11 protein-coding genes are annotated in these 12,145 nt (G+C 59.3%); 7 read left to right on the top strand and 4 right to left on the bottom strand.

The window, feature by feature from the left end; genetic code table 11:
* Positions 1–354: 354 nt before the first annotated feature.
* Positions 355–1,611 (top strand): NADP-dependent isocitrate dehydrogenase, encoded by a 1,257-nt coding sequence (gene icd, locus HX792_RS07580; RefSeq protein WP_176995480.1) that lies wholly within the window; start codon positions 355–357, stop codon positions 1,609–1,611.
* A gap of 78 nt (positions 1,612–1,689) precedes the next feature.
* Here the strand turns inward: icd and cspD are convergent, their stop codons facing one another.
* Positions 1,690–1,956 carry a cold shock domain-containing protein CspD gene (cspD, locus tag HX792_RS07585; RefSeq protein WP_305729639.1) on the bottom strand — a complete coding sequence of 89 codons (267 nt, stop codon included), beginning with the start codon at positions 1,954–1,956 and terminating at the stop codon, positions 1,690–1,692.
* A 218-nt stretch (positions 1,957–2,174) separates the two neighbouring features.
* Between cspD and clpS the strand changes: the two genes are divergently transcribed.
* Together clpS and clpA are read left to right on the top strand one after the other, a co-directional pair.
* Positions 2,175–2,543 carry an ATP-dependent Clp protease adapter ClpS gene (clpS, locus tag HX792_RS07590; protein WP_005789091.1) on the top strand — a complete coding sequence of 123 codons (369 nt, stop codon included), beginning with the start codon at positions 2,175–2,177 and terminating at the stop codon, positions 2,541–2,543.
* Between the two features lie 29 nt (positions 2,544–2,572).
* Positions 2,573–4,843: an ATP-dependent Clp protease ATP-binding subunit ClpA gene (clpA, locus tag HX792_RS07595; RefSeq protein WP_176995482.1), complete on the top strand. Its 2,271-nt coding sequence runs from the start codon at positions 2,573–2,575 to the stop codon at positions 4,841–4,843.
* Between the two features lie 227 nt (positions 4,844–5,070).
* On the opposite strand, the gene infA is transcribed toward clpA, so the two are convergent.
* From infA to aat, 3 genes are all read right to left on the bottom strand, one after another.
* On the bottom strand, positions 5,071–5,289 hold the full coding sequence (gene infA / locus HX792_RS07600; protein ID WP_002553999.1) for a translation initiation factor IF-1: 219 nt from the start codon (positions 5,287–5,289) through the stop codon (positions 5,071–5,073).
* Between the two features lie 100 nt (positions 5,290–5,389).
* On the bottom strand, positions 5,390–6,097 hold the full coding sequence (locus tag HX792_RS07605; RefSeq protein WP_176995483.1) for an arginyltransferase: 708 nt from the start codon (positions 6,095–6,097) through the stop codon (positions 5,390–5,392).
* A 56-nt stretch (positions 6,098–6,153) separates the two neighbouring features.
* Positions 6,154–6,834, bottom strand: coding sequence for a leucyl/phenylalanyl-tRNA--protein transferase (gene aat, locus HX792_RS07610; protein ID WP_176995484.1), 681 nt, complete (start codon positions 6,832–6,834; stop codon positions 6,154–6,156).
* 498 nt (positions 6,835–7,332) lie between these two features.
* Here aat and HX792_RS07615 point away from each other — a divergent pair, with 498 nt between their 5' ends.
* The 4 genes from HX792_RS07615 to crcB are packed head-to-tail and all read left to right on the top strand — an operon-like array spanning position 7,333 to position 12,143.
* A complete protein-coding gene (locus HX792_RS07615; protein WP_176995485.1) occupies positions 7,333–9,741 on the top strand; it encodes a DNA translocase FtsK in 2,409 nt (802 codons plus the stop codon).
* A gap of 54 nt (positions 9,742–9,795) precedes the next feature.
* Positions 9,796–10,419, top strand: coding sequence for an outer membrane lipoprotein chaperone LolA (lolA, locus tag HX792_RS07620; RefSeq protein ID WP_176995486.1), 624 nt, complete (start codon positions 9,796–9,798; stop codon positions 10,417–10,419).
* A 27-nt stretch (positions 10,420–10,446) separates the two neighbouring features.
* Positions 10,447–11,769 carry a replication-associated recombination protein A gene (locus HX792_RS07625; RefSeq protein WP_176995487.1) on the top strand — a complete coding sequence of 441 codons (1,323 nt, stop codon included), beginning with the start codon at positions 10,447–10,449 and terminating at the stop codon, positions 11,767–11,769.
* On the top strand, positions 11,769–12,143 hold the full coding sequence (gene crcB / locus HX792_RS07630) for a fluoride efflux transporter CrcB (protein WP_176995488.1): 375 nt from the start codon (positions 11,769–11,771) through the stop codon (positions 12,141–12,143). Before HX792_RS07625 ends, crcB begins: the two co-directional genes overlap by 1 nt.
* Positions 12,144–12,145: the final 2 nt, after the last annotated feature.

The raw sequence follows: 12,145 nt of genomic DNA on the forward strand, positions 1-12,145 counted from the left end.
TCAAGCGTTTGGACTATTGTAATAGTCCTGCTTTCTGGCTGAAGGCTACTGTCTAGAGCGGTCAGCTGTCGTGACTCTTGGGTCAGCGGCGGCATTATACATAGGTCGCTATGCTTACGCCGAGCCTTCATACAAAAGGTGTGTCGTCCATTGGTCTAAAGGTCGCAGGGGACGGATGGCGTCAGAAGTCACACAATGTGCTCAAGATTGGCGCTTTTCCCGTTTCTTTCAGGCTTGTAGGCCACTAAGTGTGCTGTTTTCGATGCAAATGAGCATGGCGCGAGGTTTCAGTCGCCATTTATCTGGAGTAGGCTCGAACGCAGCCAGATGTTCAATCCATAGATGGAGTTCAGCATGGGATACAAGAAGATTCAGGTTCCGGCAGTCGGCGACAAAATCACCGTCAATGCAGACCATTCTCTCAATGTTCCTGACAAACCGATCATCCCTTATATAGAAGGCGACGGTATTGGCGTCGACATCAGCCCGGTGATGATCAAGGTGGTCGATGCAGCTGTTGAAAAGGCCTACGGCGGCAAGCGCAAAATCTCCTGGATGGAGGTGTATGCCGGCGAAAAGGCCACTCAAGTCTACGACCAGGACACCTGGCTGCCCCAGGAAACCCTGGATGCTGTGAAGGATTACGTGGTGTCCATCAAGGGCCCACTGACCACGCCCGTCGGTGGCGGCATCCGCTCGCTGAACGTGGCTTTGCGCCAACAGCTCGACCTGTACGTGTGCCTGCGTCCGGTGCGCTGGTTTGAAGGCGTGCCGAGCCCGGTCAAGAAGCCTGGCGATGTCGACATGACCATCTTCCGTGAAAACTCCGAAGACATTTACGCCGGTATCGAGTGGAAGGCCGGCTCGCCGGAAGCCAATAAGGTCATCAAGTTCCTGAAGGAAGAAATGGGTGTTACCAAGATCCGCTTTGACCAGGATTGCGGGATTGGCGTGAAGCCGGTTTCGAAGGAGGGCACCAAGCGTCTCGCGCGCAAAGCCCTGCAGTATGTGGTGGATAACGACCGCGACTCGCTGACCATCGTGCACAAAGGCAACATCATGAAGTTCACCGAGGGGGCCTTCAAAGAGTGGGCCTACGAAGTGGCGGCTGAGGAATTTGGTGCGACGCTGCTGGATGGCGGCCCGTGGATGCAGTTCAAGAACCCGAAGACCGGCAAGAACGTGGTGGTCAAGGATGCGATTGCCGATGCCATGCTTCAGCAGATCCTGTTGCGCCCGGCTGAGTATGATGTGATCGCCACGCTTAACCTTAACGGCGACTACCTGTCTGACGCGCTGGCGGCAGAGGTGGGTGGGATTGGTATTGCGCCGGGGGCCAACCTGTCTGACACCGTGGCCATGTTCGAGGCAACCCACGGGACTGCGCCGAAATACGCGGGCAAAGACCAGGTCAACCCGGGTTCGCTGATCCTGTCTGCAGAAATGATGCTGCGTCACATGGGCTGGACTGAGGCTGCCGACTTGATCATCAAGGGCACCAATGGCGCGATTTCGGCCAAGACCGTGACCTATGACTTCGAGCGCTTGATGGAGGGCGCCAAGTTGGTGTCATCGTCGGGCTTTGGTGATGCGCTGATTTCGCATATGTAAGCGCCTGGGCATAAAAAACCGGCCATACCGTCGAGGCGGAATGGCCGGTTTTTTATTGGGCGTTTGCTCAGTGGCCAATCAGGCCAATTGCTTTTCTGTTTTTTGAGCGGTGCCATTTGTTGCTGTGCCGATGGTGACTGGCGCACTGATATTCACGGCGTGCATGCCTTTGGGTCCCTGAATGATGTCAAAGGAGACCGGCTGCCCCGCCTTCAGTGTTTTATAGCCATCCATGATAATCGCTGAGTAATGCGCAAAAAGGTCTTCTTCCTTGCCGTCTTCAATGATGAAGCCGTAACCCTTGGCATTGTTGAACCACTTGACCTTACCGCTAGTCATGCCCATATCCCTCTGCACCAGACTCCATCGCTGGAGTATCATCCAGTTTATCCGTCCTAACCCGAATAAATAAGGTTGACTGCGCGGACCTTTTTTACCCACTGTGGGTTCTATTGGTTGTAACACCGTTTCACCGATAGTCAAGGCGACCAGTCGGTCAGAGTTGAAATTCTGACAGGTCGCCCCCACCACTGTATTTGAACCACTGACGAACCTTTCTTTCCATGCATGCAAACAGCCAGATTCGACTAACATTCAATCAGGATCGCCCGGATCAGGAACATGACGACGACGGTTCTGCAGGCATTGCTGTTCAGGAGGCCAAGCCCGCCCTGCAGGCGCCGCCGATGTACAAGGTGGTTTTGTTCAATGATGACTACACACCGATGGATTTCGTCGTCGAAGTGCTCGAGGTGTTTTTTAACCTGAACCGCGAGTTGGCGACCAAGGTAATGCTGGCCGTTCACACAGAAGGACGGGCAGTATGTGGAGTGTTTACCCGCGACATCGCCGAGACAAAGGCCATGCAGGTCAACCAGTACGCCAGGGAAAGCCAGCATCCGCTACTCTGTGAAATCGAGAAGGACGGTTAACGCCGACCACTTGGGTATGAGGTGAAGCTATGTTAAACCGCGAGCTCGAAGTCACCCTCAATCTTGCCTTCAAGGAGGCTCGTTCGAAACGTCATGAATTCATGACCGTCGAACACCTGCTGTTGGCACTTTTGGATAACGAAGCTGCCGCCACCGTTTTACGTGCGTGCGGCGCCAACCTCGACAAACTCAAGCATGACCTGCAGGAGTTTATCGACTCCACTACGCCACTGATCCCCGTTCACGATGAAGACCGTGAAACCCAGCCGACCCTGGGCTTCCAGCGGGTGCTTCAACGTGCCGTGTTCCATGTGCAGAGCTCCGGCAAGCGAGAAGTCACAGGCGCCAACGTGCTTGTGGCGATCTTCAGCGAACAGGAAAGCCAGGCAGTGTTCCTGCTCAAGCAGCAGAGCGTTGCCCGTATCGATGTCGTCAACTACATCGCCCACGGTATCTCCAAGGTGCCCGGGCACGGCGATCATTCCGAGGGTGAGCAGGATATGCAGGACGACGAGGGCGGTGAGTCTTCTTCTTCGGGCAATCCACTGGATGCCTATGCCAGCAACCTCAATGAACTGGCGCGCCAGGGGCGGATCGATCCGCTGGTGGGGCGTGAGAATGAGGTTGAGCGTGTAGCGCAGATCCTCGCGCGTCGTCGCAAGAACAACCCGTTGCTGGTGGGTGAGGCGGGCGTGGGTAAAACCGCGATTGCCGAAGGCCTGGCCAAGCGCATCGTCGACAACCAGGTGCCGGACCTGCTGGCCAACAGTGTCGTCTACTCCCTGGACCTGGGCGCGTTGCTCGCCGGGACCAAGTACCGTGGCGATTTCGAGAAGCGCTTCAAGGCGCTGCTCGGTGAGCTGAAAAAACGTCCGCAGGCCATTCTGTTCATTGATGAGATCCACACCATCATTGGTGCCGGTGCGGCATCCGGTGGGGTGATGGACGCCTCCAACCTGCTCAAGCCGCTGCTGTCGTCGGGTGATATCCGCTGCATCGGCTCGACCACGTTCCAGGAATTCCGCGGCATCTTCGAAAAAGACCGTGCCCTGGCGCGCCGCTTCCAGAAAGTCGACGTGTCCGAGCCTTCGGTTGAAGACACCATTGGCATTCTGCGCGGCCTGAAAGGGCGCTTCGAAGCGCACCACGGCATCGAGTACACCGATGAAGCCCTGCGTTCGGCGGCAGAGTTGGCGTCGCGCTACATCAACGACCGGCACATGCCGGACAAGGCCATCGACGTGATCGACGAGGCGGGTGCCTACCAGCGCCTGCAGCCGGTCGAGAAGCGTGTGAAACGTATCGACGTGCCTCAAGTCGAGGACATCGTGGCGAAGATCGCGCGGATTCCGCCAAAACACGTCACCAGTTCCGACAAGGAGCTGCTGCGTAACCTCGAGCGCGACCTGAAACTGACCGTGTTTGGCCAGGATGCGGCGATTGACTCGTTGTCCACCGCCATCAAGCTGTCCCGTGCAGGCCTCAAGTCGCCGGACAAACCAGTGGGTTCGTTCCTGTTCGCAGGCCCGACCGGCGTCGGCAAGACCGAAGCAGCGCGGCAATTGGCCAAGGCCATGGGGATCGAGCTGGTGCGTTTCGACATGTCCGAATACATGGAGCGTCACACCGTGTCGCGCCTGATCGGTGCGCCTCCGGGCTATGTCGGTTTCGACCAGGGCGGCCTGTTGACCGAAGCCATTACCAAGCAGCCGCATTGCGTGTTGCTGCTCGATGAAATCGAGAAGGCCCACCCGGAAGTCTTCAATCTGCTGTTGCAGGTGATGGACCACGGGACCCTGACCGACAACAACGGGCGCAAGGCGGACTTCCGCAACGTGATCGTGATCATGACCACCAACGCCGGTGCCGAAACGGCCGCCCGGGCTTCGATCGGCTTCAGTCATCAGGATCACTCGTCCGATGCCATGGAAGTGATCAAGAAGAGCTTTACGCCGGAGTTCCGCAACCGTCTGGACACCATTATCCAGTTTGGTCGCCTCAGCCATGAGGTCATCAAAAGCGTGGTGGACAAGTTCCTTACCGAGCTCCAGGCGCAGTTGGAAGACAAGCGCGTGCAGTTGGAAGTGACAGATGCGGCACGCAGTTGGCTGGCCGAAGGCGGTTACGATGCGGCAATGGGCGCTCGCCCAATGGCGCGTCTGATCCAGGACAAGATCAAACGGCCATTGGCCGAAGAGATCCTGTTCGGCGAGTTGTCCGACCATGGTGGCGTGGTGCACATCGACCTGAAGGACGGCGAGCTGACCTTCGAGTTCGAAACCACGGCTGAAATGGCCTGATAGCTGACTGCAATAAAGCAAAAGGCGCCGAAAGGCGCCTTTTTGCTGTCTCGAATACGCCGCGCGCCCTGTAGGAGTCCGGCTTGCCGGCGATGAGGCCCGCAAGATCGGCGCCTGCCTCATGGTCGCCATCGCCGGCAAGCCGGGCTCCTACAGGGGAGAGGTGCTTGATAAATAGCGCACACACAAAAACGCCCGGCATAACCGGGCGTTTTGTATTGACTTGCTTAGCGAGCGCGGTAAGTGATGCGCCCTTTGCTCAAGTCATAGGGCGTCAGCTCGACGCGCACTTTGTCACCGGTAAGAATACGAATGTAGTTCTTGCGCATCTTGCCGGAGATATGCGCGGTTACGACGTGCCCATTTTCCAACTCCACACGAAACATGGTGTTGGGCAGGGTGTCGACGACAGTGCCTTCCATTTCGAAGCTGTCTTCTTTCGACATGCAGTAAAGCCCTCGGTATCCAGTGAATGGCCCGGTGCAACTGCGCCAGGCAAAAGCGGCGTGCATTGTGCCCGAAAAAGGGTGTTTAAGCCAAGGGGTTCTAGTTAAGCACGACCCATCTTTGATTAATCAGCAGTTCAATGGGCCGATATTGGGTCTTGTAGTTCATCTTTTTGCAGTTTTTGATCCAGTAGCCGAGGTACACCGCTTCCAGTTCCAGGCGCAGGGCTTCGCCGATTTGCCATAGGATGGCAAAGCGCCCGAGGCTGCGGCGCTCTTCGGCGGGCTCATAGAAGGTATAAACCGCCGAAAGACCGTTGGGCAGCAAATCGGTGACCGCGACGGCCAGCAGGCGGCCATCGAGTCGAAACTCATAAAATCGCGAAAACGGCAGGTCGCGCACCAGGAACGTCGAAAACTGGTCGCGGCTCGGTGGAAACATATCGCCGTCGGCGTGGCGCTGTTCGATGTAGCGCTGGTAAAGGTCGAAATATTCTTCGCTGAACCGCGGTTTAGTGGCGGTTACCGTCAGGTCGGCGTTTCGCTTGAGGATGCGCTTCTGATTGCGGTCCGGCAGGAATTGCGCCACCGGAATGCGCGCCGGCACGCAGGCATTGCAGTTCTGGCAATGCGGGCGGTACAGGTGATCGCCGCTGCGCCGAAAGCCCATCTCGGAAAGGTCGGCATACACATGCACGTCCATCGGCTGGCTGGGATCGAGGAACAGCGTCGTGGCCTGCTCGTCGGGCAGATAGCTGCAAGAGTGGGCTTGAGTGGCATAGAACTTCAACCGCGCCAGCTCGGTCATGATCAACCCTCGGGATAAGCTTTGAAATAAGTGTAAGCCAGGTGCGCGCAAGTCGCCTAGGAAACCCACGGTCCAGAGCTGGTTTGGTCCAGGTGATCGCGCAGGAAGCCGGCAAATACGTCACGCGGTATGGCCCGGGCGCCGAGGCTGTGCAAGTGGTCATTGGGCATCTGGCAGTCGATCAGGACGAAACCCCAGGCTTGTAGTTGCCGGGTGAGTGTGGCGAAGCCGAATTTCGACGCGTTGTCGGCGCGACTGAACATGGATTCGCCAAAGAACAGTTGCCCCATCGCCAGGCCGTACAGGCCGCCCACCAGTTGGCCCGCATCCCACACTTCCACGGAATGCGCGTAGCCGCGGTGGTGCAGCTCCAGGTAGGCGCCCTGGATACCTTCGGTGATCCAGGTGCTGTCGGCGTAGGCGCGCGGCGCGGCGCAGGCCTGGATGACGGCGGCGAAATCCTGGTCGAAGGTCACGGTATAGCGCTGCTGGCGCAGCAATTTTGCGAGGCTGCGCGAGACGTGCAGCTCGTCGGGGAAGATCACGGTGCGCGGGTCTGGCGACCACCAGAGGATCGGCTGGCCCTCCGAGAACCACGGAAAGCAGCCATGCCGGTAGGCCTGGATCAGTCGCTCGGCCGACAGGTCGCCACCGGCGGCCAGCAGGCCATTGGGTTCGCGCATGGCCTTGGCCAGTGGCGGGAAAGTCAGGGAGTCGCGTTGCAACCAGGTCAGCATGGCATCCAGGCTTACGGAAGGGGAGGGGAGTGGCAGGTAGGGCAACTGCCGCACGAGTGCTGATTATTGTCGACGCGGCGCTGTGGGGCCAGCCCGAATCGGGTGTCGGCACGGATTAGCGTGAGCAGGTGTTTCTGCAACTCTGGGTGACTGTCGCGGTCGTAATCGGGTCTGGGCCATGCAGGCCATTTGCCAAGCTGCTCCGGATTGGCAAAAACAGCTCATAAGCCTTTGTCAGCAAAGACAATGCATGCTCAAATTGATCGCGTTATGACAACTCAATTGTCTATGCTGATGGGTAGGGGGCAAGGGCGTGGCATCGGTGGCACAAACCCGTACAATGCGGCCATTGTGGCGTTATCGCCATTTCACCTAGCCGTTATCCGGTGTTAAAAGTAGATTCAACGACATTCGTTCATTTTTCAGCTGCTCGGATTGGGCAGTCATGTGCAGTCATTCAACAGATGGACGCGCTAATGGCGCAGGAATAGACCCGTTTTGAAGAAATCCGCCGCAACACCCAAAGCAGCAGTCGTGCCGGCCTGGCGCCAGCACCTGCATTATCGACTCAAGGAAGGTGCGCTGATCGCAATCGGCGCGCTGTGCCTGTTCCTGATGATGGCCTTGCTCACCTATGGAAAGGACGATCCGGGCTGGAGCCACAACAGCAAGATCGAAGACGTGCAGAACTTCGGCGGGCCTGCCGGTTCCTACAGCGCCGATATCCTGTTCATGGTGCTGGGTTATTTTGCGTACATCTTCCCCTTGTTGCTGGCGATCAAGACCTGGCAGATCTTCCGTCAGCGCCATGAGCCGTGGCAGTGGAGCGGCTGGCTGTTCTCCTGGCGCCTGATCGGCCTGGTGTTCCTGGTGCTGTCCGGCGCGGCACTGGCCCATATCCATTTTCATGCACCCACCGGCCTGCCGGCGGGCGCTGGCGGTGCGCTGGGCGAAAGCCTCGGCGACCTGGCGCGCAGGACCCTGAATATCCAGGGCAGCACCCTGATGTTCATCGCGCTGTTCCTGTTCGGCCTCACGGTGTTCACCGACCTGTCATGGTTCAAGGTGATGGACGTGACCGGCAAGATCACCCTCGACCTGCTGGAGCTGTTCCAGGGCGCCGCCAACCGCTGGTGGGCCGCCCGGGTGGACCGCAAGCGCATGGTGGCCCAGTTGCGTGAGGTCGACACCCGCGTCAACGAGGTGGTTGCCCCGAGCACGCCGGACCGTCGTGAGCAGGCCAAGGTCAAGGAGCGCCTTATCGAGCGCGAGCAGGCCCTGAGCAAGCACATGTCGGACCGCGAGAAACAGGTGCCGCCCGTTATCGCCCCCGCGCCGCCCAAGGCCCCCGAGCCGAGCCATCGCGTGCAGAAAGAGAAGCAGGCGCCGTTGTTTGTCGACAGCGCCGTCGAAGGCACCTTGCCGCCGATCTCGATCCTCGACCCGGCTGAAAAGAAACAACTCAACTATTCCCCGGAATCCCTGGCGGCTGTCGGCCACCTGCTGGAAATCAAGCTCAAGGAGTTTGGCGTCGAAGTGTCGGTGGACTCGATCCATCCCGGCCCGGTGATTACCCGCTACGAAATCCAGCCGGCCGCTGGCGTGAAGGTCAGCCGTATTGCCAACCTGGCAAAGGACTTGGCTCGCTCCCTGGCCGTGACCAGCGTGCGTGTGGTGGAAGTGATTCCCGGCAAGACCACCGTGGGTATCGAGATTCCCAACGAAGACCGCCAGATCGTGCGCTTCTCCGAAGTGCTGTCGACGCCTGAATACGACAACTTCAAGTCGCCGGTCACCCTGGCCCTGGGCCACGACATCGGCGGCAAGCCGGTGATCACTGACCTGGCGAAAATGCCTCACCTGCTGGTGGCCGGTACCACCGGTTCCGGTAAGTCGGTGGGTGTGAACGCGATGATCCTGTCGATCCTGTTCAAGTCCGGCCCGGAAGACGCCAAGCTGATCATGATCGACCCGAAGATGCTGGAACTGTCGATCTACGAAGGCATTCCGCACCTGCTGTGCCCGGTGGTCACCGACATGAAGGACGCCGCCAACGCTCTGCGCTGGAGCGTCGCCGAGATGGAGCGTCGCTACAAGCTGATGGCGAAGATGGGCGTGCGTAACCTGTCGGGCTTCAACGCCAAGATCAAGGAAGCCCACGAGCGCGGCGAGACCATCGATGACCCGTTGTACAAGCGTGAAAGCATCCACGACGAAGCGCCGAAACTGACCAAGCTGCCGACCATCGTGGTGGTGGTCGACGAATTTGCCGACATGATGATGATCGTCGGCAAGAAGGTCGAAGAGCTGATCGCACGTATCGCCCAGAAGGCCCGTGCGGCCGGTATCCACCTGATTCTCGCCACCCAGCGGCCATCGGTGGACGTGATCACCGGCCTGATCAAGGCCAACATCCCGACGCGCATGGCGTTCCAGGTGTCGAGCAAGATCGACTCGCGGACCATCATCGACCAGGGTGGCGCCGAACAATTGCTGGGCCACGGTGACATGCTCTACATGCCGCCCGGCACCAGCCTGCCGATTCGGGTTCACGGCGCGTTCGTGTCCGACGATGAAGTACACCGCGTGGTGGAAGCCTGGAAGCTGCGTGGCGCGCCGGAATACAACGACGACATCCTCAACGGCGTCGAAGAGGCCGGCAGCGGCTTTGAAAACGGTGGCGGTGGCGGTGAAGACGATGCCGAAACCGATGCCCTGTATGACGAAGCCGTGGCGTTTGTGCTGGAAAGCCGTCGTGCCTCGATCTCTGCGGTACAGCGCAAACTGAAGATCGGCTACAACCGCGCCGCCCGCATGATCGAAGCCATGGAAATGGCCGGCGTCGTCACCGCAATGAACACCAACGGTTCGCGCGAAGTCATTGCCCCCGGGCAGATGCGCGACTGATCCCGCGCCGCGTGGCAGCACGCGGCGCGTCCTGACCATTCAATGAGGACTCCCATGCGTCTTATCCGCATGCTGTTGTTGCCGGCCCTGGCCCTGACCGCTGTTTCGGCCCATGCCGACCCGGCTTCCGTCGCCAGCCTGACCAACCTGTTGGACAAATCCAAGACCCTGACCGCGCGCTTCTCGCAACTGACCCTGGATGCCGGTGGCACCCAGCTGCAGCAGACCGAAGGCGAAATGGCCGTGCAGCGCCCGGGCCTGTTCTACTGGCACACCGAAGGCAAGTCCGAGCAGACCATCGTCTCCGACGGCCAGAAAGTCACCCTGTGGGACCCGGACCTGGAACAGGCGACCATCAAGAAGCTCGACCCGCGCCTGAACCAGACCCCGGCCTTGCTGTTGTCCGGTGATGTGTCGAAGATCAACGACAGCTTCGAGATCACCTCCAAGCAAACCAGCAACGTGATCGAGTTCACTCTCAAGCCCAAGTCCAAGGACACGCTGTTCGACAGCCTGAACCTGTCATTTGGTAACGGTGTGATCAACAACATGCGCCTGATCGACAGCGTCGGCCAGCGCACCGATATCCTGTTCTCCGGGGTCAAGGCCAACGAGCCGGTGCCGGCGTCCAAGTTCAAGTTCGACATCCCCAAGGGTGCCGACGTGATCCAGGAATAATCTGCCCAGAGGTTTCAAACGCTGCCCATGGATTTGTTTCGAAGTGACCCGATTGCTCAACCTTTGGCCGCGCGCCTGCGCTCGACCAACCTGGATGAGTACGTCGGCCAGGAACACCTGCTCGCCCGTGGCAAGCCATTGCGCGAAGCCCTGGAGCAGGGTGCGCTGCACTCGATGATTTTCTGGGGGCCGCCAGGCGTGGGTAAAACCACCCTGGCGCGGCTGCTGGCAAAGGTCTCGGATGCGCACTTCGAAACGGTCTCGGCGGTGCTCGCCGGGGTCAAGGAGATCCGCCAGGCGGTGGATGTGGCCAAGCAACAGGCCGGGCAGTACGGCAAGCGCACCATCCTGTTCGTCGACGAAGTGCATCGCTTCAACAAGTCGCAGCAGGATGCGTTCCTGCCTTACGTTGAAGACGGCACGTTGATCTTCATCGGCGCGACCACCGAAAACCCTTCGTTCGAATTGAACAACGCCTTGCTCTCGCGGGCGCGGGTCTACGTACTCAAAAGCCTGGACGAGGCGGCGATGCGAAAGCTGCTGCATCGCGCATTGAGCGAAGACAAGGGGCTGGGCAAGCGCCAGCTCAGCGTGAGCGAAGAGGGCTTCAAGATATTGCTCACCGCCGCCGATGGTGACGGCCGCCGCTTTCTCAACCTGGTGGAGAATGCTTCCGACCTGGCAGAAGACGGCAGTGAGATTGGGATCGACCTGCTGCAAAGCCTGCTCGGTGATACCCGTCGTCGTTTCGACAAGGGCGGCGAAGCCTTCTACGATCAGATTTCGGCGCTGCACAAATCCGTGCGTGGTTCCAACCCCGACGGTGCGCTGTACTGGTTTGCGCGCATGATCGACGGCGGCTGCGACCCGCTCTACCTGGCGCGCCGTGTAGTGCGCATGGCCAGCGAAGACATCGGCAATGCCGACCCGCGTGCGTTGAGCCTGTGCCTCGCCGCGTGGGATGTGCAGGAGCGCCTCGGCAGTCCGGAAGGCGAGCTGGCGGTGGCCCAGGCCATTACCTACCTGGCCTGCGCGCCAAAAAGCAACGCGGTGTACTTGGGCTTCAAGTCGGCGTTGCGCGCTGCCGCTGAATACGGCTCCCTTGAGGTGCCGATGCACCTGCGCAATGCGCCGACCAAGCTGATGAAACAACTGGGTTATGGCGATGAATACCGCTATGCCCACGATGAGCCGGACGCCTATGCGGCCGGTGAAGACTACTTCCCCGATGAACTTGAGCCGCTGGCGCTCTATCAGCCGGTGCCCCGTGGCCTGGAGCTGAAGATCGGCGAAAAGCTCAATCACCTCGCGCAACTGGATCGACTCAGCCCCCGGCAGCGGAGAAAGTAGTGCTCAAGACGATTCTTGCCGTGTCCGTAGCCGGCATCGCTGGTACATTATTGCGTTTCGCCGCTGGCACTTGGGTCAGCGCCAATTGGCCGAAGCATTTTTATGCGGCGACCCTGGCGGTCAACCTGGTGGGCTGCCTGATCATCGGGCTGTTGTACGGCTGGTTCCTGTTGCGCCCGGAAGTACCGATTGAAATTCGCGCCGGCTTGATTGTCGGCTTTGTAGGCGGTCTGACGACCTTTTCATCCTTTTCACTGGATACGCTGCGCCTGCTGGAAAGCGGGCAGGCCCTGGTAGCCATCGGTTACCTGGGCATCAGCGTATTCGGCGGGCTGCTCGCCACCTGGGCCGGCCTGTCCTTGACCAAACTTTGATA

It is taken from the genome of Pseudomonas sp. B6002, from assembly GCF_013385985.1.
Lineage (GTDB): Bacteria > Pseudomonadota > Gammaproteobacteria > Pseudomonadales > Pseudomonadaceae > Aquipseudomonas.